21 protein-coding genes are annotated in these 23,959 nt (G+C 66.7%); 14 read left to right on the top strand and 7 right to left on the bottom strand.

Going from position 1 to position 23,959, the window contains the following annotated elements; translation table 11 throughout:
- Positions 1-6 precede the first annotated feature (6 nt).
- The 6 genes from B4A72_RS07880 (at position 7) to B4A72_RS07855 (ending at position 6,101) form a co-directional block, all read left to right on the top strand.
- Positions 7-2,397, top strand: coding sequence for a circularly permuted type 2 ATP-grasp protein (locus B4A72_RS07880; protein WP_292958745.1), 2,391 nt, complete (start codon positions 7-9; stop codon positions 2,395-2,397).
- Entirely contained in the window at positions 2,397-3,275 is an 879-nt protein-coding gene (locus B4A72_RS07875; RefSeq protein WP_292958743.1) for a transglutaminase family protein, read from the top strand. Before B4A72_RS07880 ends, B4A72_RS07875 begins: the two co-directional genes overlap by 1 nt.
- Before the next feature lie 236 nt (positions 3,276-3,511).
- The gene (gene ppk2 / locus B4A72_RS07870) at positions 3,512-4,414 is read left to right on the top strand and encodes a polyphosphate kinase 2 (RefSeq protein ID WP_292958741.1); all 903 of its coding nucleotides are present in this window, start codon (positions 3,512-3,514) and stop codon (positions 4,412-4,414) included.
- A gap of 35 nt (positions 4,415-4,449) precedes the next feature.
- Positions 4,450-5,316: a PhzF family phenazine biosynthesis protein gene (locus tag B4A72_RS07865; protein WP_292958739.1), complete on the top strand. Its 867-nt coding sequence runs from the start codon at positions 4,450-4,452 to the stop codon at positions 5,314-5,316.
- Positions 5,313-5,600 (top strand): DUF1330 domain-containing protein, encoded by a 288-nt coding sequence (locus B4A72_RS07860; RefSeq protein WP_292958737.1) that lies wholly within the window; start codon positions 5,313-5,315, stop codon positions 5,598-5,600. The genes B4A72_RS07865 and B4A72_RS07860 overlap by 4 nt, the downstream gene beginning before the upstream one ends.
- A gap of 39 nt (positions 5,601-5,639) precedes the next feature.
- Entirely contained in the window at positions 5,640-6,101 is a 462-nt protein-coding gene (locus B4A72_RS07855) for a TerB family tellurite resistance protein (RefSeq protein ID WP_292958735.1), read from the top strand.
- Here B4A72_RS07855 and B4A72_RS07850 read toward each other — a convergent pair.
- Genes B4A72_RS07850 through B4A72_RS07840 form a run of 3 tightly spaced genes read right to left on the bottom strand, consistent with a single transcriptional unit; the run spans position 6,098 to position 9,467 of the window.
- Positions 6,098-7,408 carry an NAD(P)/FAD-dependent oxidoreductase gene (locus B4A72_RS07850; RefSeq protein ID WP_292958733.1) on the bottom strand — a complete coding sequence of 437 codons (1,311 nt, stop codon included), beginning with the start codon at positions 7,406-7,408 and terminating at the stop codon, positions 6,098-6,100. The two genes, B4A72_RS07855 and B4A72_RS07850, sit on opposite strands and share 4 nt — an antisense overlap.
- On the bottom strand, positions 7,405-8,760 hold the full coding sequence (locus tag B4A72_RS07845) for a glutamine synthetase family protein (RefSeq protein WP_292958731.1): 1,356 nt from the start codon (positions 8,758-8,760) through the stop codon (positions 7,405-7,407). The genes B4A72_RS07850 and B4A72_RS07845 overlap by 4 nt, the downstream gene beginning before the upstream one ends.
- Positions 8,757-9,467, bottom strand: coding sequence for a type 1 glutamine amidotransferase (locus tag B4A72_RS07840; protein WP_292958729.1), 711 nt, complete (start codon positions 9,465-9,467; stop codon positions 8,757-8,759). Before B4A72_RS07840 ends, B4A72_RS07845 begins: the two co-directional genes overlap by 4 nt.
- A 147-nt stretch (positions 9,468-9,614) precedes the next feature.
- Between B4A72_RS07840 and B4A72_RS07835 the strand changes: the two genes are divergently transcribed.
- Both B4A72_RS07835 and B4A72_RS07830 read left to right on the top strand, forming a co-directional pair.
- A complete protein-coding gene (locus B4A72_RS07835) occupies positions 9,615-10,742 on the top strand; it encodes an aminotransferase class V-fold PLP-dependent enzyme (RefSeq protein WP_292978302.1) in 1,128 nt (375 codons plus the stop codon).
- Between the two features lie 88 nt (positions 10,743-10,830).
- Positions 10,831-11,151: a TM2 domain-containing protein gene (locus B4A72_RS07830; protein ID WP_292958725.1), complete on the top strand. Its 321-nt coding sequence runs from the start codon at positions 10,831-10,833 to the stop codon at positions 11,149-11,151.
- 68 nt (positions 11,152-11,219) lie between these two features.
- On the opposite strand, the gene B4A72_RS07825 is transcribed toward B4A72_RS07830, so the two are convergent.
- From B4A72_RS07825 to B4A72_RS07815, 3 genes are all read right to left on the bottom strand, one after another.
- Positions 11,220-11,786 (bottom strand): fused DSP-PTPase phosphatase/NAD kinase-like protein, encoded by a 567-nt coding sequence (locus B4A72_RS07825; protein ID WP_292958723.1) that lies wholly within the window; start codon positions 11,784-11,786, stop codon positions 11,220-11,222.
- Between the two features lie 80 nt (positions 11,787-11,866).
- Complete coding sequence (locus B4A72_RS07820) at positions 11,867-13,243, bottom strand: sensor histidine kinase (protein ID WP_292958721.1); 1,377 nt, start codon at positions 13,241-13,243, stop codon at positions 11,867-11,869.
- The gene (locus tag B4A72_RS07815) at positions 13,240-13,911 is read right to left on the bottom strand and encodes a response regulator transcription factor (protein WP_292958719.1); all 672 of its coding nucleotides are present in this window, start codon (positions 13,909-13,911) and stop codon (positions 13,240-13,242) included. The genes B4A72_RS07820 and B4A72_RS07815 overlap by 4 nt, the downstream gene beginning before the upstream one ends.
- Positions 13,912-14,305: 394 nt before the next feature.
- On the opposite strand from B4A72_RS07815, the gene mprF reads away from it, so the two are divergent.
- The 4 genes from mprF to B4A72_RS07795 all read left to right on the top strand — a co-directional run bounded on the left by mprF (position 14,306) and on the right by B4A72_RS07795 (position 20,546).
- Positions 14,306-16,891, top strand: a complete 2,586-nt coding sequence (gene mprF / locus B4A72_RS07810) for a bifunctional lysylphosphatidylglycerol flippase/synthetase MprF (RefSeq protein WP_292958717.1) — start codon at positions 14,306-14,308, stop codon at positions 16,889-16,891.
- A 4-nt stretch (positions 16,892-16,895) separates the two neighbouring features.
- Positions 16,896-18,968 carry a bifunctional DedA family/phosphatase PAP2 family protein gene (locus tag B4A72_RS07805; protein WP_292958715.1) on the top strand — a complete coding sequence of 691 codons (2,073 nt, stop codon included), beginning with the start codon at positions 16,896-16,898 and terminating at the stop codon, positions 18,966-18,968.
- 133 nt (positions 18,969-19,101) lie between these two features.
- Entirely contained in the window at positions 19,102-19,749 is a 648-nt protein-coding gene (locus B4A72_RS07800) for a hypothetical protein (protein ID WP_292958713.1), read from the top strand.
- Between the two features lie 5 nt (positions 19,750-19,754).
- Entirely contained in the window at positions 19,755-20,546 is a 792-nt protein-coding gene (locus tag B4A72_RS07795) for a hypothetical protein (RefSeq protein ID WP_292978301.1), read from the top strand.
- Between the two features lie 172 nt (positions 20,547-20,718).
- Here the strand turns inward: B4A72_RS07795 and B4A72_RS07790 are convergent, their stop codons facing one another.
- Positions 20,719-21,585, bottom strand: coding sequence for an MBL fold metallo-hydrolase (locus B4A72_RS07790; RefSeq protein ID WP_292958709.1), 867 nt, complete (start codon positions 21,583-21,585; stop codon positions 20,719-20,721).
- A gap of 37 nt (positions 21,586-21,622) precedes the next feature.
- Here B4A72_RS07790 and B4A72_RS07785 point away from each other — a divergent pair, with 37 nt between their 5' ends.
- Positions 21,623-22,975, top strand: coding sequence for an ATP-binding protein (locus tag B4A72_RS07785; protein ID WP_292958707.1), 1,353 nt, complete (start codon positions 21,623-21,625; stop codon positions 22,973-22,975).
- Positions 22,976-23,269: 294 nt separating this feature from the next.
- The coding region (locus B4A72_RS07780; protein ID WP_292978300.1) for an LON peptidase substrate-binding domain-containing protein at positions 23,270-23,959 on the top strand (690 nt) is incomplete at its 3' end.

The following is a 23,959-nucleotide window of genomic DNA, read 5'->3' as shown; positions in this document are numbered from 1 at the left end:
GGCATCATGCCGGGCGATGTGCGGATCGACGGCCTGAACGGGGCGGGGCGGGGCCTCTATCGCGCGCTGCCGGGACTACCCGACGAGATGGTCGATGCCGAAGGCGCGATCCGCCCGCTGTGGCGGCGTCTGGCCGGCCATATCGGCGCCCTGGACGCCGAGGCACTGACCCGCGATCTGGCCCGCGCCGACCGGTACCTGCTGGATAGCGGGGTGTTCTTTCGCCAATACGGCGCCGGGCAATCGACCGAGCGGACATGGCCGCTGAGCCATATTCCCGTCCTGCTGTCCGAGGCCGACTGGGCGCAGATTTCGGCCGCCCTGATCCAGCGCGCCGATCTGCTGGAATCGGTCATGGCCGATCTTTACGGACCGAATGATCTGGTCGCCTCGGGGCGGCTTCCGGCGCAATTGGTGGCTGGCAATCGCGAATGGCTGCGCCCCATGGTGGGGGTGCGGCCGCGTTCGGGGCATTACCTGCATTTCCTCGCCTTCGAACTTGGCCGGGGACCGCGCGGCAATTGGTGGGTGCTGGCCGACCGGGCACAGGCGCCTTCGGGGGCGGGCTACGCGCTGGAAAACCGCGTCGCCACCGCGCGCGCCTTAGGCGAAGTCTATGGTCAGGAAAACGTGCACCGGCTGGCCGGCTTCTTTCGCGATTTCCGCGATGCGCTGCTGGCCCAGGCCGGGCGCGGCGGCGGCCGGGTGGCGATCCTGTCCCCCGGCCCGATGAACGAGACCTATTTCGAACATGCCTATATCGCGCGCTATCTGGGCATCACGCTGGTCGAGGGCGGCGATCTGGCGGTTGCGGGCGACCGGCTGACGGTGCGAACCGTCTCCGGAATGCGGCCGGTCGAGGTCTTGTGGCGCAGGCTCGATTCCAGCTATGCCGATCCGCTGGAACTGGATCCGGCCTCGCGGATCGGCACGCCCGGCATGGTCGCGACCCTGCGCGCCGGGCAGGTCACGATGGTCAACCAGATCGGTTCGGGCGTGCTGGAAACGCGCGCGCTGATGGCGTTCCTGCCGAAACTGGCCCGCGATCTGACCGGCACCCCGCTGGCCATGCCCAATATCGCGACCTGGTGGTGCGGCGATGCCAGCGCCCGCGCCGCCGTCCTGGATGCGCCGGACCGGATGTTTCTGTCGGACGCGCTGGCCACGGCGATGCCCTTCGACCGCAATGCCGACCAGATCCGCGCCTCGGACCTGGCGCCCCGGGCGCTGGCGGCGCGGCTGGCGGCGCGGGGGTCGGATCTGGTCGCACAAGAGGCGGTGACGCTGTCCACCACGCCGGCGCTGGTCGAGGGGCGGCTGGTGCCGCGTCCGATGTCGATGCGGGTCTATCTGGCGCGGACCGAACAGGGCTGGACGGCCATGCCCGGCGGCTTCGCGCGCATCGGCGCATCCGAGGACGCCTCGGCCATCGCCATGCAGCAGGGCGGCAGCGCCGCCGATGTCTGGGTCATCAGCCCAGAACCCGTGGCCGCGGTGACGCTGAGCCGCCCGGCCCGTGCCGACCGGCCGCGGCGGACGCCCGGCGCCCTGCCCGCGCGCGCCGCCGACAACCTGTTCTGGCTTGGCCGCTATGTCGAACGGGCCGAAACCATCGTGCGGCTGATGCGGGCCTATCACGGCCGCCTTGCCGAAGGCGACGCGACCAGCGACGCGCTGAGGGCGGCCGCGACGCCGCTGTTCCGCCTGATGGGCCTTGCAGCCGACAAGGGCATTCCGCAGGCATTGCTGGACAATCTGGCCGCCGCCATTGCCAGCGCCGGCGCGGTGCGCGACCGTTTCTCGCCCGATGCATGGCTGGCGCTGCACGATCTGGACCGCAGCGCCCGGCGCATGGCATTGCGGGTAACGCCGGGCGACGACGCCGCCCGCGCGCTCAGCGCGCTGTTGCGCAAGCTGGCGGGCATTTCGGGACTGGTCCACGAGAACATGTATCGCTTTACCGGCTGGCATTTCCTGTCCATCGGCCGGCTGCATGAACGCGCCATGGGCATCTCGGCGGCGCTGGCGGTTCTGGCCGATCCGGATGCGCCCGAGGGGGCGCTGGATCTGGCCATCGACATGGCCGACAGCGTCCTGACCCATCGCCGCCGCTTCGCCACCGCGACCACGCGCGAAACGGTGCTGGATCTGCTGGCGCTGGATGGGCTGAACCCGCGCGCGCTGCGCCATCAGATCGACGGCTTGCGCGACCAGATCGACGCGCTGCCCGCCGCCAATGATCACGGCGCCCTGTCGCCGCTGGCCCGGGCGGTTTTGCGCCTTCACGCCGAGATCGCCACCGCCGAACCCGAGGCACTGACGACCGCGGCATTGTGGTCGATGCGGTCGCGGATCGCCGCGCTGTCGGATCTCTTGACCACGGACTACTTCCACTGATGCGATATCGCCTTCGCCTGACGCTTCGCTATGATTTTGCCCGGCCAACCGGCGCCGGGCGGCAATTGCTGCGGATCTGCCCGACAACGATCCCCGCCATCCAGAGCGTCGAGCGCTGCGAGGTCGAGATCACCCCCGCCCCGGTCGAGCGCGGCACCTTCGCCGATTTTTTCGGCACCGAGGTGATCCAGTTGGTCCTGCCCGCCGGCATGACCAGTCTGAGCTTCGAGATGACCGGCCAGGTGACGCGGCACGGGATCGATTCGGTGCTGGACCTTTCAGCGCCCCTGCCCCGCCTGGCCCCCGAGTTGGCCGAGATTGCCGATCTCGGCCGCCATTCGCCGCATCATTTCCTGCGCCCCTCGCCGCGCATCGCCCCCGAGCCAGACATCGCCGCCTTCGCCGCGCGCGCGACCGCGGGCGCCCCCACGGCGCGTGCGGCGACCGAGAGGCTGGGCCTTGCGCTGCACGAGGTGATGCGGTTCGACGCCAGTGCCACGCAGGTCGATACCCCCATCGCCGAGGCGTTCCGACACCGCCACGGCGTCTGTCAGGATTTCTCGCAGATCATGATCGCGGGCCTGCGCGCCCTGGGCATTCCGGCGGGCTATGTCTCGGGCTTTCTGCGCACGCAGCCGCCGCCCGGACGGCCCCGGCTGGAAGGCGCGGACGCGATGCATGCCTGGGTCCGGGCCTGGACCGGGATCGAGGCGGGCTGGACCGAATATGATCCGACCAATGCCTGTTTCGTCTCGGCCGATCATGTGGTGATCGGCTACGGCCGCGACTATTCCGATACCGCGCCGATCACCGGCTCGCTGCGCCTTTCGGGCAGCCAGATCGGCAGCCACGGCGTCGATATCGCCGAGATCGGCTGAGCCCGCTTGCACCGGGCCCGACCGCGTGGGAACATCCTGCTGTTCGCAACACGGAAGCTTGGGATGTGCCCCACCGCCATCTTGCTTGCGCTGCTGGCAGGCCCCGGCGGGCCCGCCATCGCCGCCGCGCCCCCTGATCCCGGCCGCGGCGCGGCCCGGTCGGGATGCCGACGGATGCAGAACCTTTCCATTCCCGCCCTGGATGTCGTTGTGAGAAAGCGCAGAGAACACGAATGATGGACGAGCCCAAGGACTGGCTGGAAGCCGAATTGCAGGACACGCTGGACGAGGACATCGAGATCGAGCTGGAAGACGCGATCCTGTCCGAGGAGGTGCGCCGCATCTATCGCGAGAACCATCCCGAACAGATGCCGCGCAGCCGCTATTTCCACGAGCTTCTGCGCCTTCAGGCCGAACTGATCCGGCTTCAGGACTGGGTCAGCTATCACAAGGAAAAGGTCGTGGTCCTGTTCGAGGGCCGCGATTCCGCCGGCAAGGGCGGCGCGATCAAGCGCATCACCCAGCGGCTGAACCCGCGCGTGGCCCGCGTGGTGGCCCTGCCCGCCCCGTCCGACCGCGAAAAGACGCAATGGTATTTCCAGCGTTACGTTCCGCATCTGCCGGCGGGCGGCGAGATCGTGCTGTTCGACCGATCCTGGTATAATCGCGCGGGCGTCGAACGGGTCATGGGCTTCGCCTCGGACGACGAGATCGAGCAGTTCTTCCAGGACGTTCCCGAATTCGAACGGATGCTGGTCCGGTCCGGGATTCGACTGGTGAAATACTGGTTCTCGGTCACCGACGAGGAACAGCAGATGCGATTCCTGATGCGCATCCATGATCCGCTGAAGCAATGGAAGCTGTCGCCGATGGATCTGCAAAGCCGGGTCCGCTGGGAAGCCTATACCAAGGCCAAGGAAGAGATGTTCGAACGCACCAACATCGCCGAGGCGCCGTGGTACATCGTCCCCGGCAACGACAAGAAACGGGCCCGCCTGAACTGCATCAGTCACCTGCTGGGGCTGATGCCCTATACCGATGTGCCCCATGAAGAGGTTCATCTGCCGCAACGCGTCTTCAACCCCGATTACGAGCGCGAGGTGCTGCCGCGCGATCTCTACGTGCCGCAGAAATACTGAGACCGCCGCGCGGTCCGACCACGGAGACATGGCGAATGCTGGGCTTCCAGATCTGGGACGTCTTTACCGAACGCGCGTTCAGCGGCAATCCGCTGGCCGTGGTTTCGGACGCGGACATCCTGACCACGGCGCAGATGCAGGCGATGGCGCGCCAGTTCAACCTGTCCGAGACGATCTTCGTCATGGCACCGCGCGATCGGGCCCATACCGCGCGGGTCCGCATCTTCACGCCGACCGCCGAAATACCCTTCGCGGGCCATCCGACCATCGGCTGCGCCCTGCATCTGTCGAAGGGGCGCGACATGCGGATCGTGCTGGAGGAAAAGGCCGGGCCGGTTCCGGTCCAGGTTCGCGACGGCCAAGCGGATTTCATTGCGCCGCGATTGCCGGTCATGCTGCCGGGGCGGGCCGAACCCGGCCTGATCGCGCGGGCGCTTGATCTGCCGGCGGATGCGATCGGGCCAGACGGCCATCAGCCGGGCATCTGGCAGGGCGGTCCGGCATTCCTGTTCGTTCCCATTCGCGATCCGGCCTCTCTGGCCGCCGCCCGCCCGGTCGAACCCTGCTGGTCGCAGGCGGTGGTGCCGGGGATCGTGGGCGCCTATCTCTATACCCCGGATCGGGGCGGCTATCGCGCCCGGATGTTCGCGCCCACGGCCGGCATACCCGAAGACCCGGCCACCGGTTCGGCCTCGGCCATCCTTGCCGGGCCGCTGCTGGCATCGGGCGTGCTGAGCAGGGGCGAGAACCGGATCGCGCTTCGACAGGGAATCGAGATGGGGCGACCCTCGCGGATCGGCCTGACCGCCATCGTGCGGGACGGCGCCCTGACCGAAATTCGGATTTCTGGCCGGGCGGCGAAGGTCGCGGAAGGCCGCATCACCATACCGGAGGTCGAATGAAGGGTTATTGGATCGCGCATGTCTCGGTCGATGATGCGCAGGCTTACGAGGCCTACAGGCAGGCCAATGCCGCCGCCTTCGCGAAATACGGGGCGCGGTTTCTGGTCCGGGGCGGGCCGCAGGACGTGGTCGAGGGTGCCGCCCGGCCGCGCAGCGTGGTGCTGGAATTTCCCTCGATCGAGGCGGCTCGGGCCTGCTATCACAGCCCGGAATACCGGAGGGCCAAGGCGCTGCGCGATCCGGTTTCCCAGGTCGATCTGGTGATCGTCGAGGGCTGGGACTGAGTGCTTGCAGCCGCCGACAAATCCCATAAGATCACGTGCATGTTCCGCAATCTCCTGTCCCGCCTCTTTGCCGACGATACCGACGACGCACCCTTGCAGGCGCAGGATGCGGAGGTCGCGATCGCGGCGCTTCTGGTCCGGGTCGCCCGGGCGGATGATCGCTACGAGACCAGCGAAAGGCAGCGGATCGACCAGATCCTGGCGCGCCGCCGTGGTCTGAACATGGCCGAGGCCGCCGAACGCCGCGCCGTTGCGGAAATGATCGAGGCCGAGGCCCCCGACACGGTGCGCTTTACCCGGCTGATCAAGGACCGGATCCCGCTGGAGGACCGCGCCGGCGTCCTGTCGGCCATGTGGGAGGTCGCCTATGCCGATTCCCGCCGCGCCGCCGACGAAGAGACGCTGATCCGGCTGGTGGCGGGATTGCTGGGTATCCCCGATCGCGATTCGGGCCTGCTGCGCCAGCGCGTGCTGGAAGGTCTGGGCCTGAAATCGGGCTAGAATCCCAGCCGGTCGCGCAGCCCGTACCACGCCATTCCGGCAACCAGCAGCGGGCTGCGCAGGACGCGGCCGCCGGGAAAGGCGCGCGTGGGAACGGCGGCCATCGCATCGAAGCCCCCGGCCTGGCCGGTCACGGCCTGTGCCATCAGCCGGCCCGCCAGCGTCGCCATCGCGACCCCGTGCCCCGAAAAGCCGCTGGCCGACAGGCAATTCGGCGCCGGCCGGGCGAAACAGGGCATCCGGTTCATCGTGATCGCCAGAGTCCCGCCCCAGGCATGGGTCAGCCGCACGCCTTCAAGCTGCGGATAGACCGACAACAGGTGCGGTTGGACCACCGAGGCGATGTCCTGGGGAAACTTGTAGCGCACGGTCTCGCCACCGCCAAAGATCAGCCGGCGGTCCTCATCCATCCGCCAGTAATTCACCACGAACTTGGTATCGGCGACGGCGCTGCGTTCGGGCAGGATCTCGGGGAAATCGTCGCCAAGGGGTTCGGTCGCGACGATGTAATTGTTGATCGGCATGACCCGCGCCGCGACCTTCGGCGCAAGATTGCCGATATAGCCGTTCCCGGCCAGGATGACGTGATCGCAACGGATCTTGCCGGTGTCGCAGTGAACGACACTCTTGTCGGTCGCGCTGCGGGCATGGGTGATGCGGTGGACATGGCTGTCCTCGAAGATGCGCGCGCCGGCCTCGGCGGCCAGCCGCGCCATGCCAAGCGACAGGTTCAGCGGATGAAGATGGCCCGCACCGCGGTCCAGATCGCCGCCCCGATAGGCGCTGCTGCCGATCAGCGCGGCAAGCGCGGCACGGTTCAGCGGCTGCACCTGGTCATAGCCGTAATCGCGGGCCAGGCGTTCGGCCATGCGCGCGGCGTGATCGACCTCTTCGTTGCTGCGGCAGGCATGGGCAATGCCGTCGCGGATCGGCAGATCCGCCTCGGCGGCCAGGGCGCGAACCAGCGACTTCGCCTCTTGCGACAGATCCCACAGGCGACGCGCGGCCTCGCGCCCCAGGCGATCCTCCAGCCAGTCGACCTCTTGCCGCTGTCCCGATCCGATCTGTCCGCCATTGCGCCCCGAGGCGCCAAAGCCCACCCGATGCGCCTCCAGCAGAACGACGTCATGGCCCTGCCGGGCCAGGTGCAGCGCCGCCGACAGACCGCAATAACCACCGCCGACCACCGCCACATCGGCCCGCAACTCGCCGCTGATGCGCCCGAAAGGGTTCAGCACGCGCCGCGTATCGGCATAGAGGCTGGGCGGATATTCGCCGCGGCGGTCGTTCAGAAACAGCAGGCTCATACGTTCAGCAACAGATGTTCGCGTTCCCAGGGGCTGATGACCTGCAGGAATTCCTTGTATTCATTGCGTTTCACGGATTCGTAGACGTCACAGAATTCCTCGCCCAGCACCTCGCGCATGGGTGCGCTGTCAGCCATCAGATCCAGCGCGTCGCCCAGGTTATAGGGCAGTTCGTCATGCGACATGTAGGCGTCGCCCAGATATTCGGCGCGCGGGTTTTCGGCCTCGATCAGCCCCAGATAGCCGCAGGCAAGGGATGCCGCGATGCCCAGATAGGGGTTGCAGTCCATCCCCGCCAGCCGGTTCTCGATCCGCCGGGCCTCGGGGCCCGAGATCGGCACCCGCAATCCGGTCGTTCGGTTGTCGCGGCCCCATTCCAGATTGATCGGTGCGGCGAAATCCGGGACATAGCGGCGATAGCTGTTGACATAGGGCGCCAGCAGCGCGATCGCCGCCGGCAGATGCCGCTGCATTCCGCCGATGAAATGCAGGAAGGATTCGGTTTCGCGGCCCTTCTCGTCCGAGAAGATGTTGCGACCGGTGGCGACATCGATGATCGAATGATGCATGTGCATCGCGCTGCCCGGCTCGCCTTCGATGGGCTTGGCCATGAAGGTGGCAAAGCAGTCGTGGCGCAGCGCCGCCTCGCGGATCAGCCGCTTGAAATAGAAGATCTCGTCGGCCAGCGCGACGGGATCGCCGTGGTTGAGGTTGATCTCGACCTGGCCCGCGCCGCCTTCCTGCAGGATGCCGTCGATCTCGAACCCCTGGGCTTCGGCGAAATCATAGATGTCGTCGATCACCTTGCCGTATTCGTCCACGGCCGACATGGAATAGGCCTGTTTGGCGGCGGCGCGCCTGCCGGTGCGGCCCATCGGCGGGATGATCGGCTGGTTCGGGTCGATGTTGCGGGCGACAAGAAAGAACTCCATCTCGGGCGCGACGACCGGTTTCCAGCCCTTGTCCTGATACAGACCCACGATCCGCTTCAGCACGTTTCGCGGCGCGATCGGCACCGGCTTTCCCTGCTGGTCCATCGCGTCATGGATCACCTGCATGGTCCAGTCCGCCGTCCACGGCGCCGCCGTTGCCGTGCTGAAATCCGGGGTCAGAACCATGTCTGGTTCGGTGAAGGCCCCAGAGGGATTGTCGGCCCATTCGCCGGTGATGGTCTGCAGGAAGATCGAATTGGGCAGATAGAATTTTTCCTGCCGCGCGAATTTCGAGGCGGGCATCGCCTTGCCCCGCGCCACACCCGCGATATCGGCCAGGATGCATTCGACCTCGTCCAGCCGCCGACCCGCCATGTAGTCGCGCGCGGCCTGCGGCACCTTGCCGATCCAGTCGCTCATGCCACCCCCCGCTCATCGCCGCGCGCCAGGGCCCTTGGCTGCTTGAAGAACGCCTCGATCCGGTCGGCGATGCCGGATGCATCGCGGGCCTGCCCCATGCGCGCGGCGGCGCGGTCCAGCAGATCCTGCGGAACCACGCCCCTCGCGCGCGTGTCCATCAGGCCCTGCACGAAAGCGTCGTCGAATTCGGGATGGGCCTGCACGGTGAAGGCGCGGTCGCCATAGATCAGCGCCGCGTTCCGGCAGAAATCGCTGCGGCCGGCGACCTCGGCCCCCTCGGGCCGGCTGACCACCTGATCCTGATGCCAGGCGTTCAGTGTCACGGGCTTGCCGCCGAAATCGTAATCCTGCGCGCCCACGGCCCAGCCGTCGGGATGTTTGACGACCTTGCCGCCCAGGGCCTGCGCGATGATCTGGTGGCCGAAACAGATGCCGACCATCGGCACGCCCGCCGAATGGGCCTGCCGGATGAAATCCTCCAGCGGTGGAATGAAGTCGTGATCCTCGTAGGCCCCGTGGCGCGAGCCGGTCAGAAGCCAGCCTTCGGCCTCGTGAACGTCCGCGGGAAACTCCATCCCCTCGACATGCCAGGTCCGGAAGGTAAAGCCGCGCCCGTCCAGCAGACGGACGAACATGTCGGGATAATCGCCCAGTTCGTCCTTCAACTGCGCGGGCGACTGGCCGCATTGAAGTATGCCGATACGCATGAAAATCCTGCGATGTTGCCTATGGCGGAAGCCTAGTCTCGGCGCAGGGGGAACCGCAAGGGGGCGCGGCGGTCGCCAGCCCTTTGACGGTCTTTCGCAGCGCGCCGGCCGGATCTAGTGTGGCGCCGCACCACAGGGAGAACCGCCATGCCTCATCTGCGCCCCGAGATCGACCCCGACGGGCTCGAGGAATTCTCGGTCGTTTTCACCGACCGCTCGCTGAACCACATGTCGCAAAGGTTCCAGCAGGTGATGCGCGACCTGTCCGCGACCCTGCGCCAGGTCTATGGCGCGGACCAAATCGCCATCGTGCCCGGCGGCGGCACCTATGCGATGGAATCGGTCGCCCGTCAGTTCGGCCGCGATGCTCATGCGCTGATCCTCCGCAACGGCTGGTTCAGCTATCGCTGGAGCCAGATATTCGAGGCGGGCGGTTTCGCGCGCGATACCACCGTGGCGATGGCCCGGCCCGCCGGGAACGCGCCCCAGCCCGCCTATGCACCCCCGCCCATCGAGGATGTCGCCGCGACGATCCGCGAAACCCGGCCCGATGCGGTCTTTGCCCCGCATGTCGAGACCTCGGCGGGATTGATCCTGCCGGACGACTACATCCGCGCGCTGTCCGAGGCCGCGCACGAGGTGGGCGCGCTGATGGTGCTGGACTGCATCGCATCGGGCGCGGTCTGGGTCGATATGGCCGCGACCGGCGTCGATGTGCTGATCTCGGCCCCGCAGAAGGGCTGGTCCTCGACACCCGCCGCCGGGCTGGTGATGCTGTCGCAGCGCGCCGCAGGCAGGCTGGAGAAGACCGAAAGCGACAGTTTCGCGATGGACCTGAAGAAATGGCGCGCGATCATGGCGGCCTATGAGGATGGCGGCCACGCCTATCACGCGACCATGCCGACCGATTCGCTGCTGGCGCTGCGCGACGCGATGGCGGAAACCCGCGCCATGGGGTTCGAAGCCGCGCGCGCGGCGCAGTGGCGGCTGGGGGACGGCGTGCGGACGATGCTGGCCGAGAGGGGCGTCCGTTCGGTCGCCGCGCCGGGCTTTGGGGCGCCCGGCGTGGTGGTCAGCTATACCGACGATCCCCAGATCCGGTCAGGCCGCAAATTCGCGGAAGAAGGGATGCAGATCGCGGCCGGCGTGCCGCTGGCGGTGGGCGAGGGCGACGGGTTCTCGACCTTCCGGCTGGGTCTTTTCGGTCTGGACAAGCTGGCCGATGTCGATGGCACCCTGACGCGGCTGAAAACGGTCTTTGACAGGGTGTTCTAGGCGGCGGATCTTGCGCAGGGCCGGGAAAATCCTATCTCGATGACCGGGCGACCTATCCGCCCGATCTTGGGAAAGGAAACGCCGACCGATGGACAGCACAGGGCAATTGCTGATCGAACAGCGCATCGCGAACGAGGCGAAGTCACCCCTGGTCGCCTATCTGCTGGCGCTGGTCTTGTGGGGATTTGGCGCGCACCGCTTTTATCTGGGCCGCTATGTCAGCGGATTCCTGATGCTGGTCCTGTGGGGTTTCGGCCTGCTTACCGCGCCGATCCTGATCGGTTGGGTGCCCTTGGCCCTTGTCAGCATCTGGATGGTGATCGACCTGTTCCTGATTCCCGCCATGATCCGCGAGGACAAGGCGATCCTGCGCCAGCGCCTGACCTCCGAGGCCATCGCGGGTCGCTAGAGCCCGCGGACGAGCCCCTGACCATTGGCCATCGGGATCGGCACGCCGGGCTGGTGATCGTGGAGCCCTCATTCCAGCGCGGTCTTCGCCTCGATCCGTTCCCAGGTCTGATCCATGGGCCAAGCCTGCGACAGCACCGGGACCGAAAAATGACCGAAGCGCAGGGAAAGCTGGCTTTCGGCGCGGTCCTCGTCCATGCCCTTGATCACGGCCTGATAGATCACCGAGGCAAGACCGGTGCGGTCGGCGCCCGACCGGCAATGGATCAGCAAGGGTTTCGGCGCATCGCGCAGGATCCGCATGAGGTCGCGGATTTGCGTTTCGGTCAATTCCCGACTCGCCGACAGCGGAAAATCGATCAGCGTCATGCCAAGCGCCGCCGCTGCCCTGACTTCCTCGTCGTACCAGTCGGAACCGGGGCTGGCGCCGCGCAGGTTCAGCACGGTCCGGATGCCATAGCTGTCGCGATATCGGGCCAGGCGCGCGGCCGTGACCTGGTTCGAACGATAGACCTCACCAGCCACGACCGGGGCAAAATTTCCGCTGAGCTGAATGGCCCCGAGATACAGCCCCAGTCCGAGAAGCAGCAGGACGAAGGCGCCAAGCGCATATTTGAGACGGGTGTATAAGGACATGAGCGATCCATCCGGGACAGGGGCGCAGCGGCCGATGACGCCTTGTGAACCGCCGGCCCGCGACGGGCCTTGCCGCATCCTTACGGATTTGTAAGGGCGGCCGGGAAAATGATCGAAACCCTCAGTCCGGGCGCGTTGTCCTGAAGCACCAGCGTCGCCTGATGAAGCTCGGCGATCGCCGAGACCAGGCTGAGGCCCAGCCCCGTTCCGGGCACCGACCGGCTGGCATCGAGGCGCACGAACCGTTCCAGGACCGGCCCGCGATCGGCCTCGGGGATGCCGGGGCCATTGTCGGAAACGGTCAGCACGGGCCGGTTTGCCCGCAGACCGACCTCGATTCTCACCGAGGCCGGCGGCGGGCAATGTTCGACCGCGTTCACCACCAGATTGGTCAGCGCCTGGGCCAGCAGATCCTCGTCGCCCGGGACGCGGACGGGCGCGGCCGGAAGGTCGATGTCGAGTGTATGGCCGGCCTCTTCGGCCGATGGCTGCAGGATTTCGCCGATCGAGGCAGCCAGCCGCACCAGATCGACGGGATCGTGACGCCGCCCCACGGTGCCCGACTGCAATCGTGCAAGACGCAGGATCGCGTCGAACGTCGCCGAGATGGCGTCGATGTCCATCAGGGCCGAGCCGATCTCGCGCCGGGCATCCGCCGGCAGCGTGCCGGAAAGGGCCTGTGGTTCCAGCCGCATCCTCAGCCGCGCCAGGGGCGCGCGCAGATCATGGGCAACATCGGTCGACACCTGCCGGATGGCCTCGACCCCGGTTTCGAGCCGGTCGAGCATCTGATCCACGCGGGCGGCGAGGTCGGCGATGTCGTCGTTGCCGCCGTCGCCGATCCGCCGATGCATGCGCCCGGCGCCGACTTCGTCGAGAACCCGGTCCATGCGGTCGATGCGGCGTTCGTTCCTGCGCGCGATGATCAGCGCAAGCCCGATGGACAACACCATCGCAAGAGCCAGCGACGATGCCGTCGTCTGCACCAGGATCTCGCCATTCTCGCTGACCCAGGCCTCGTCGCGTGCGGCGATGACCCAGCCGGGTTCGGTCCGGATCCCGAAGGCAAGATAGGCCTCGGCGCTGTCGGCCTGCTTGGGCGCGCCTGCCGGGATGTCGCGGCCGACAAGCAGACGGCGCGCGCCCTCGAAGGGGGCCGACAGCCGCAGCGAGCCGGTGGTCTGCCCCGAGGCGGCATCGACAAAGGCGAACAGGCTGGCGCCGTTCCTGCTGGAGCGGACCTGGGCGCGGATTTCCTCGTCAAGATCGGTCCGGTCGCCGGTGGACGCGATCCGCGCCAGGCTTTCTGCGCTGGATCGCACATCGGCCAGAAGGCGCTGACTCATTTCCCGCGACAGGAAAAGATAGGACAAACCACCGGCCGACAAGGTGCCGATGGCGAAGACCGCCGACAATGCCAGCGCAAACCGCATCGACCAGGACAGCGGCCGTCTCATGGCTGCAAGACGTAGCCGACGCCGTGCAGCGTGACCAGATAATGCTTGTCGAAGGGCTTGTCGATCTTGTTGCGCAGGCGGCTGATATGGGTTTCGACGACGCTTGTCTTGGGATCGAATTGCAGCCCCCAGACCGATTCCAGCAAGACGGTACGGGTCTGCACGCGGCCCGGCCGTTCCATGAAATGTTTCAACAGCAGGAATTCCCTGGGCTGAAGGTCGACGCGCTGGCCGTCGCGTGCCGCCTCGCGCGTCAGCAGGTCCAGCCGAAGTTCTCCGATCACCAGTTCCACGACCTCGTCCCGCGTCGCCGGGCGGCGGCAGATCGTGTCGATCCGGGCAAGCAATTCGACGAAGGCAAAGGGCTTGACCATGTAGTCATCCGCGCCGCTGCGAAGCCCGGCCACCTTGTCATCGACCGCGCCCATCGCCGTCAGCAGGATCGCAGGGGCGTCGATCCTGGCCGCGCGCAGCGATTTCAGCACCGAAAGCCCGTCAAGTCCCGGCATCATCCGGTCCAGGATCAGAAGGTCGTATCCGGCCGACATCGCCTGCGACAGCGCCTCCCTGCCATCGGTCAGATGATCGACGACATGTCCTTCGCCGGACAGCCCCCGGACCACATAGGCGGCTGTTTCGGCGTCGTCTTCTGCAAGCAGGATGCGCATCGTGAAGAATCCCCTCTGTTGTCGTTCCCCGGTTCGACGGCCGAAACCGGATCGGAAAACGCGCCGAGCCGGTGGATTCGGGCGGCGCAGCCCGCGTCTTCCCCCGCCTTCTGCCTATCGCAAGACGGCGCCCGGGCGAAGACATGATCGCGGCCGGCGGGGCGCGGGAACCGCGGTCCTGTTGCCGGCCCGCATCCCCTGCTTTCCGCTGCGGCGGGGCAATTTTCGGTTATCCGGTGGCAATGGCAGCGGCTCGCCAGGGCGAAACCCCTTTCAACGGGCTTACTTTTTTGTAAGAAGCGGGCCCAGGCCGCATTGACGCTTGGCAAGTCCGCCCCGCTTTGGGTAAGCCCGCAGCGATCCGTGAACGTTTCGAACAAACTGGTGTCCGCGCATGGTCCGACCGAGCCTTCAGTCCCTGCGAAGCGCGGCGCCCGTCCTGATCGGGGCGGCGTTATTCGCACTGGGTCTCTACGCGCTCTATACCTTGCTGAAGCCCGTCAGCCTGGCCGATGTGGCGGCGCAGATCAGGTCCACACCGGTGGCGAGCCTTGGCGCCGCCCTGGGCGCGACGGCGACAGGTTATGTCGCGCTGATCTTCTATGACTGGTTCGGGCTGCGCTTCATCGGCAAGCGCCTTGATCGCGGGATCGTCGCGCTTGGTGGCTTTCTGGGCTATGCCTTCGGCAACACGATCGGTGTCAGCGTCGTGTCCGGCGGCGCGGTGAGATACCGCATCTATTCGGCCGTCGGCCTGAACGCGTTCGAGGTCGCGGCCGTCTCGGGCTATATCGCGCTGGCCCTGGGGACCGGCCTGACGCTGCTCGGGGTGGTCGCGCTGGCCATCAATCCCGGCGCGATCGGCGCCTATCTGCCCTATGCGCCGGGAACCATCCAGATGGTCGCAGGGACCATCGCGGCGGTTTCCGTGCTGATGATCGGCTGGATGTCCGCGACCCAGCGCAGCCTTGCCATCCGCGGCCACCGGTTGCGACTGCCCCCGCCCGCCGATCTTGCCGGACAGCTTGTCGTCACCCTCATCGACGTCGCGGCGGCATCCTTTGCGCTGTGGATCCTGCTGCCGGCGGGCAAGCCCGACTATGCCAGCTTCGTCGCGGTCTATGCCGCCGCGACCATGCTCGGCGTGCTCAGCCATGTTCCGGGCGGGATCGGCGTCTTCGAGACGGTGGTGATCGGAACGCTGCCCGCCTCGGTGCCGGTCGGTGACGCCGCTGCGGCGCTGCTGCTGTTCCGGCTGATCTATTACCTGGTGCCCTTCGCACTGGCATTCGTCCTGGTCGGGCTGAACGAGGCCCGGCTGGCAAGCGGACTTGGCTCGCGGCTGGTGGGGCGGGCTCCGGGAATGCAACCCGCGCTTGCCACGCTGCGTGGATTTTCGCCCGGTCTGGTCGCGGTGGTCGCATTCGGTTTCGGGGCCTACCTGCTTCTGGTCACGATGCTGCCGTCGGTCCGCGCCAACGCCATCGCCGAGGGCGACCTGGTCGGAGCCGTGCTGCTGGAAGGGGGAACCATCGCCTCTGCCGTGGCCGGGATCGCGCTGATCATCGTGTCGCATGGCCTGGCCCGCCGGGTATCGTCGGCCTGGTGGTTCGCCATCGGTGCCCTGCTGGCTGGGTCCGTTGCCTCGCTGCTCAACGATTTCGGTTACGAGAATGCGGCCTTCCTGGCCTTCGGCGCGCTTTTGCTGTTGCCGTTCCGCAAGGCCTTCGATCGCCCCGGCCGGCTGACAGCGGGCGTGTTCGAGCCGCGCTGGTTCGCGACGGTCGTCGGCGTCGGCCTTGCGGCGGCAACTTTCTTCTTTTTCGTGCACAAGGCGGTTCCCTATTCCAATGACCTCTGGTCCGAGTTCTCGCGAAGCTCGAACACGCCGCGGGCGCTGCGGGCCGGGCTGGTGGCGACGGCGCTGATGTTCTTCTTCGGGATCTATCTGCTGACCCGGCCCGTCGGCCATACACCACCGCGCGATGCCGATGCCGAAACCCTGTCGCGCGCGGCCCGATTGTGCGGCGAGGCCCAGGATCCGCAATGCTGGCTTGGCCAGACCGGCGACAAGCGGTTCCTGTTTTCCGAATCCGGCAATGCCTTCGTCATGTATGGGGTTCGCGGACGATCCTGGATCGTGCTCGGCGATCCGGTTGGCGATCCGGACGAATTCGAGGCGCTCGTCTGGTCCTTTCTCGAATACGCCGCCCAGTCAAACGGGCGGCCCGTCTTCTACGAGATCAGCGGACGCAACCTCGCGCTGTGGGTCGAAATGGGGCTGACGCTGCACAAGACGGGCGAGGAAGCGATCATCCGCCTGTCCGATTTCAGCCTCTCGGGCGGCCGGTTCAAGACCATGCGCGCCGCGATGAACAAGCGCCAGCGGGACGGTTATGAATGCGCGCTTCTGTCCGCGCCGCACGACCCCGCGCTGATGGCCGAACTGCGCCAGATCTCGGAGGCCTGGCTTGGCGGCAAGGCCGGTCACGAGAAGGGCTTTTCGGTCGGCCGGTTCGACCCGGACTATCTGGCGCTGTTCGACATCGCCGTGGTGCGCAAGGATGGCCGCATCGCAGCCTTTGCGAATATCATGGAATCCTGTGGCGGGCGGCGCGTCAGCGTCGATCTGATGCGATACCTGCCCGGAGAGGCTTCGGGCCTGATGGAATACATGTTCCTCTGCCTGATCCAGCACTACAAGGCGCGCGGCGCCGAAGAATTCAGCCTTGGCACAGCGCCGTTGTCGGGCCTGTCCGAACGTTCGGTCGCGCGATCCTGGAATCGCTTTGGCGGGCTGATCTATCGTCATGCGCGCGCCTTCTACAACTTCGAGGGCCTGCGCGCCTTCAAGCAGAAATTTCAGCCCGAATGGCGCCCGCGCTATCTGGCGCTGCCACCCAATGTGTCACCCATGCTTGCAATGGGCGATGTCGCGCTGCTGATTGCGGGTTCGGCGCGCGGACTGATTTCAAGATAGGCCGATGAACCTTTCACTTGATCAAATTCTTCCCTCGCTCCAGGCGCTTGGCGTTCTTGGCTACTGGCTCATCGGTCTTGCATCGATGCTCGAGGCGTTCTTCCTGACCGGGGTCGTGGTTCCCGGAACCCTGATCGTGGATGCCGGCGGCGTTCTGGTGCAGCGGGGTCTTCTGGATTTCTTCGATCTGGTCTGGTTCGTCGCGATCGGCTCTGTCCTCGGTTCGGAACTGGGCTACTGGATCGGCAGGCTGGCCATGAACCGGCTGCCCGGCCGGCGTCGGATCGGCGATTCGGCCGCCTTTGCACGGGCTACCCGCCTGTTTGAAAGACGCGGCGGAATGGCGCTGATCATCGGCCGCTTTCTGGGGCCGGTCGCAGGTCTCGTACCGCTGGCCGCCGGCATGGCGGGAATGAAGCGACGCCAGTTTCTGATCTGGAACCTGGCGGGCAGCCTTCCCTATGCGCTGAGCCATGTCGCCATAGGCTATTTTCTGGGCGACGTCATGGGCAGGATCGGCGGATCGCTGACGCGCCTCGCCGTCCTGGGCGGCGGTGTCGGCCTGTTGCTGATCGTGCTTTGGGTCATGCTTTATGCGGCGCTGCGGCTGGTTCCCCTGGCATGGGCGGTCATTTCTGCCGCCCTCGGCAATCTGGCCGACAGCCCCGCGATCGGGAGACGCATCGCAGCCCACCCGCAAGCGGCGCGTTGGGTTCTGGCCCGTTTCGACGGCACCTCCTTCACCGGATTGCCGCTGAGTCTTCTGATGGTGATCTTCTTTTATATCGGCGCGGTCTGGCTGGATTCCGCCGTCGATTTCCTGGCTGGCAACCCGATGCTTCAACTCGACATGCGGCTGGCCCAGCTGATCCACCACTTCCAGTCGCCGGGGCCGATCCGGATCGCCTCGCTGATCACTGCATTGGGGGGATGGCATGTCGTGGTGCCGGTCTTCGGCGCGGCGATGCTGTGGCTGCTGCTGTCCGGTCGGCGCGCGCTTGCCGCGGGGCTGGCCGTATCGGTGATCGGGAACACGATCTCGGTGGCCTTGCTGAAGCTTGCCTTCGCGCGACCGCGTTCCCCGCTGGGCGTCTTCGCCGAAACCTCGGGCAGCTTTCCGTCGGGTCATGCGGCCGCGTCGGTCGCGGCCTACGGGATGATTCTCTATGTCATCTGGCGGGCCGGAAGGCTGCGCGCCGAGACGGCGCTTCTGCTGGCGGGTTTTCTGGCCTTCGCCATTGGCGGAAGCCGGATCTATCTGATCGAGCATTACCTCAGCGATGTCCTGAACGGCTGGCTGGTCGGCGCGCTGTGGGTCACCATGGGCGTGGCCATCGCCGAATGGCGGCTGTCGGAACGGCCCGAGCCGCACCGGGGCGCCCGCGGATCCGCGAGGATCGTGGGCGTTGCGCTGATCCTGGGACTGATCGGCCTGGCCGCCGCGAATGTCTGGCGCTATGACCATCCGCGCAATACCCCGACCCAGACGGCCGATCGGATCCTGCCGGATGCCGGGGGCCTGGCCGGGATCGCGGGGCTTCCCGCCTCGACGGAATCGCTGATGGGATCGCCGGTTCATCCCATCTCGCTGATCGTCCTTGCGCGGGACGAAGCCGCCCTGTCCGAGGCCATGCGGGCAGCGGGTTGGGACGCATCCCGGTTGCCCTCGGCCGGCCTTGTCTTCGACGCCCTCTATGCCGCCCTCGCCGGCGAGGAAGACCCGACCATCGAGACCGTGTCGCATTTCTGGCGCGGCCAGCCGAACGATCTGGCTTTCGTCCAGCGGCGGCCGGATGGTGCAACACGGTCGATCGCCGCTCCGAAGGCACGGTTCTGGCGCAGCGAATATGTCACCGCCCAGGGATTTCGCGCCTTTTTCGGGACCGTCGGGCAGGACGAGGCCGCGGAGCCAGGATCCGGGCGGCCCTTCGCGTCCGACCCCGCCATTCGCGACCGGCTGGAACAACAGCTTCTTGCCCTGCAGGCGACCCGTGTGACCCGCATCGCGCTGCCACGGCCGCGCGATGCCGCCGCGACGGCAGAACAGGCTGACGCGGTCGTTTTGGCCCTGCCCTGACCGGCCACGCACCAAGGCGGCGCGGGCTTACCAAACCGTAAGAACCGCGTCAGACCTTGCGGGAAAGATTCTGTCATCTCTTGCGCTGCGGACCTCGGATCGAGGCCGCCTTGAACAAGACAGGATGCTTTTCATGAACGCCACCTTTCGAAACCTGCTCTTGTCGGCGGTGCTGATCGCCGTTCCGGCCGGCGGGTTCACCCTGGCCGAGATGTATATCTCGCCGACAGCGCAGGACGCTTCTGCCACGCAGGCCTCGGCCGGTCTTGGCGATCTGTCCGCCTACAAGACCATCGTGACCGACACGCAGGCCATCGCCGCCACCGGCGATTACACCGCGGCCGAGCGCCGGATCACCGATCTCGAAACCCTGTGGGACAAGAACGCCGCCGCCCTCCGCCAGGGCGATCGTGGCGCTTGGAACAACGTCGACGCGGCCGCGGACGGCGCCTTCAAGGCGCTGCGCGCCGATGCGCCGGACAAGGCGACGGTCGATGTGGCGCTGGCCAGGCTGGCCACGACGCTGGACGCCCCCGCCGCAACCACGGCCGCGGCCTCGGGCCCGGTTCAGTATGTCTCGGGCATTGCCGTCACCGACCAGAGCGGACGCGCCCTGCCCTGCGAAGAACTGATCGGGCAATTGCGCGACGCGATCGGCACGACCACGCCGACCACCGCTGTCAGCGGTCTGCAAGCCAAGGCGCTGGAACGCTGCAATGCCGACGATGATGCCCGAGCCGACGCCTATTCGGCGCAGGCACTGGCCCAAATCAAGGGATGAAGACCATGAGCGACGCAACTTTCACCGATATCGACCGCCCGCTTGCGCAATCCGCCCGGATCAACCGGGTTCCCGAAGTCACCCCCGGCTTCTGGCTGATCAAGCTGACTGCCGTGACCATGGGCGAGACCGCCGCCGATCTGCTGGCCGTCAATCTGGGCCTCGGACTGGGAAAGACGACACTTCTGATGACCGCCATCCTGATCGCGGCGATGATCTGGCAGTTCCGTCAAAGGGCCTATGTGCCCGCCGTCTACTGGATCGCCGTGGTGCTGATCTCGGTGGTCGGCACGCTGATCACCGACAACATGACCGACGCCTTCGGTATCCCGCTGATCGATTCGACCATCGGTTTCACGCTGGCGCTGGCCGCGACCTTTGCGGTCTGGTACGCGGTCGAACGGACGCTGTCGATCCACGAGGTCTTCACCTTCCGACGCGAGGCCTTCTACTGGCTGGCGATCCTGTTCACCTTCGCGCTTGGCACGGCGGTGGGCGACCTGATCTCCGAGGCCTTCGGGGTCGGCTTTGCCGGAACCGGCGTGCTGTTCGGGCTGATCATCGCGTCGCTGGCGCTTGGCTATTTCGCCTTGGGTCTGGACGGGATGTGGGCCTTCTGGCTGTGCTACATCTTCACCCGGCCGCTTGGTGCCTCTATCGGCGACTTTCTGGCACAGCCGGCCGAGTTCGGCGGCCTGGGCCTCGGCACCGTGATCACCAGCTTCGTCTTCCTGATCGTGATCGCCTCGACCGTCTTCGTGATGACCACGAAGGCCGCGCCCGAACTGGCCGAATGAGCCACTAATCCGGCAAGCTTCGTGCCGGCCTGACACCACCTTGCCGCCGCCCCGCCTGTCATGGGGGGCGGCGGTCCGGCGCTACCGGCCGCAAGGTGCGTGATCCGCGGACAGGCTTGCCCTGTGCGCGGATATCCTCGCCCGACGTCCGGCAGGCACCGGGCGACCCGCATCAAGCGATGCGAAAGACGCTGCCCGGACCGATCGCAGTATCGGTCGCGACCGCGCCGATCTCGGCCAGCGCAATCAGGTGGGCCAGGCAGTTGCGCGCCGCCGCGGGCAACAATCCCGGCGCAATGTCCTGGTAGAGACGCTGCGCGAGGCCGTCTGCGGTATCGGATCGCCGGCAAAGCGCGGCCAGGATCTGGGCGCTGCGTTCCCGCCGGTGGACAACCAGTTCGGCCAGCCTGACGGCGGGGTTTTCGATCGCGTCGCCGTGGGCAGGCAGCATCCGGCGCGGCGCAAGCGCGTCAAGCCGCGCAAGCGAGCGCAGGTAATCGATCAGATCCCCGTCCGGCGGTGAGATGATGGTCGAGGCCCAGCCCATCACGAGATCGCCGCAAAAGACCTGATCGCCCCACAGAAAGCACAGATGGCTGGCGGCATGGCCGGGCATGTGCAGGGCCTGCAGGCGCCAGTCCGGGCTTTCGATCAAGTCGCCGTCGCGAAGCACCCGATCGGGCGCGAAATGGCGGTCCAGCCCCTCGCCGCCGCCCTCCATCCCCGCCGCCGCGAGCCGGCGCATCACCGCCGAGCGGCCCGATTCGGCGGCACCAAAGGCCAGCACCGGCGCCTGCGTCCGGCGCGACAGCGCCAGGGCGCCCGCGGAATGGTCGCGATGGGCATGGGTCACCAGGATATGGGTGATCGGTCCGGGTGCCGCGTCCAGGATCGCATGCAGATGGCCGGGATCGTCGGGGCCGGGATCGATGACCGCGACATGATCGCGGCCGATCAGGAAGCTGTTGGTTCCCGGCCCGGTCAACGGCGAGGGGTTCGGCGCAAGGATGCGCAGCGGCTCTTTCGGATCGGCGCTCATCGTCATAGCCTAGCGTGGCGCGAAAGGGGTTGCCACGTTGAACCACACAGAGACCAGTTGGCTGAAAGGGCTGTTTCCGCGCGGGCTTTATGGACGGGCGGCGCTGATCCTGATCCTGCCGGTGGTCGTGATCACCCTGGTCGTCAGCGTGATGATCCTTCAGCGCCATTTCGAGGGTGTCACCCGGCAGATGACAGCCAGCATGGCGCGCGAACTGGACTTCGTGCTGCGACGCATGGACCGCGCCGAAAACTTGGCCACCGCGAAGCTGGCGGGACAATCCATCGCCGCGCCGCTGGGCTTGCGGCTGCAGCTTCCGGCGCCGGAGCGGCAGGGCGACAGCCGGGTCTTCTACGATTTCTCGGGTCGGGTGCTGATCCGCGAATTGCGCAACAATGTGCCCGGCATCACCGCCATCGACCTGGTCGGCGACGACAGCGTCGTGGCGGTCACCCTGACGGGCCGCTACGGCCCCTTCTCGGTCACCTTCGACCGCACCCGCGTGACCGCCACCAATCCGCACCAGTTATTCGTCCTGATGATCTTCACCTCGCTGCTGATGAGCGGGATCGCCGTGGTCTTTCTGCGCAACCAGTTGCGGCCGATCCGCAGGCTGGCACGGGCGGCCGAGGAATACGGAAAGGGACGCGTGGTCGCCTACAGGACTGCCGGCGCGACCGAGGTCCGCAGCGCCGGCACCGCGTTTCTGGACATGCGCAACCGGCTGGAACGGCAGAACGAACAGCGCAAGATGATGATGTCGGGGATCAGCCACGATCTGCGGACGCCGTTGACGCGGATGCAGCTTGGGCTGTCGATGATCTCGACCGACATTCCGCCCGATGCCGATGACATCGCCGCGATGCAGGCCGATCTGGCCGAGATGAACCGCATGATCGACGCATTTCTGGACTATGCCCGCGACGATGCCCGGGAAAGCCCGGCCGAGGCGATCAACGTGGCCGATTTCCTCGGCGCAATCGCCAGCGATGGGCAACGGGCGGGCCATGATGTCCTGCTGCTGGGGGTCAGCGGCGATCCGCAGGGCCAGGCGACCTTTCGCCGCGACATGCTGCGGCGCGCGCTTGAAAACCTGATCGGCAATGCCGTCCGCTATGGCAGCCGGGCCGAGATCGACGCGACCCTGGGCCCGCGCAGCCTGCGGATCGGGGTCGAGGATGACGGGCCGGGAATACCCGACGACAGCCTGGAGGCCGCGATGCGCCCCTTTACCCGGCTGGATCCGTCGCGCAACCGCAACAGCGGGCAAGGCGCGGGGCTGGGGCTGGCAATCGCGGCCGATGTCGCGCGCGGGCATGGCGGTCAGTTGCGGCTGGGCCGCGGCGCGCGGCTGGGCGGATTGCGGGCCGAGATCGTGATCCCCCGCTGACGGCGCTGGCCGCGCTTCGCGATGCAGGTGCGGGGCGTCCTGCGGGATCCGGTGCGGGACCTGCCTGGCAGGGCGTCGGCCGGGCCCGCAATCCGGCAGACGCCATCCCGGATTTCCGATTGCGCGCCCGCCGGACTTACATCCATTTGCGTCCCGCCGGCGGTGTCACATAATATGTGGTATTCTCTCCGTCATATTGAACGCGGCCCGTGCCGCGCCTAGATTGTCGCGATGCAGGGGCCGTGCGTCGCCATGACGGGGCCACGGCTTCGGGCAGGAAAGGAACGCAAAGCAATGAACGAATTCGCTTCTCAGACCTATCCGGTGCTGCCTTTGCGCGACATCGTGGTGTTTCCTCACATGATCGTGCCGCTGTTCGTGGGCCGCGAGAAATCGGTCCGCGCGCTGGAGGCGGTGATGGAATCGGACAGCCCGATTCTGCTGGCCGCGCAGAAGGACGCCTCGGTCGACGAACCCGACGAAGACGGTATCTATCGCACCGGCGTTCTGGCCAACGTGCTGCAATTGCTGAAATTGCCCGACGGCACCGTCAAGGTGCTGGTCGAGGGGCAGGAGCGCGTGCAGATCACCGATTTCGTGCCGAACGAGGATCATTTCGAAGCCTCGGCCATCGTCCTTGCCGAAAGCCGGGGCGACGAAGCCACGCTGACCGCCCTGGTGCGCACCGTCGCCGAGGAATTCGAGCGTTACGTCAAGGTGCGCAAGAACATTCCCGAAGAGGTCGTCACCGCCGTCGCCGAGGCGAAGGAACCCGGCAAGCTGGCCGATCTGGCCGCCGGCCACATGGGCATCGACCTGGACAAGAAACAGGAATTGCTGGACACGCTGGACGTGGCCGCACGGCTGGAAAAGGTCTATTCGATGATGCAGGGCGAAATGTCCGTGCTGCAGGTCGAAAAGAAGATCAAGTCGCGCGTCAAGACCCAGATGGAGAAGACGCAGCGCGAATACTACCTGAATGAG

The organism is Paracoccus sp. UBA5162 (genome assembly GCF_002413585.1).
GTDB lineage: Bacteria > Pseudomonadota > Alphaproteobacteria > Rhodobacterales > Rhodobacteraceae > Paracoccus.
Note: the sequence above shows the minus strand (reverse complement) of the source record. Positions and strands in the feature narration are given on the sequence as shown.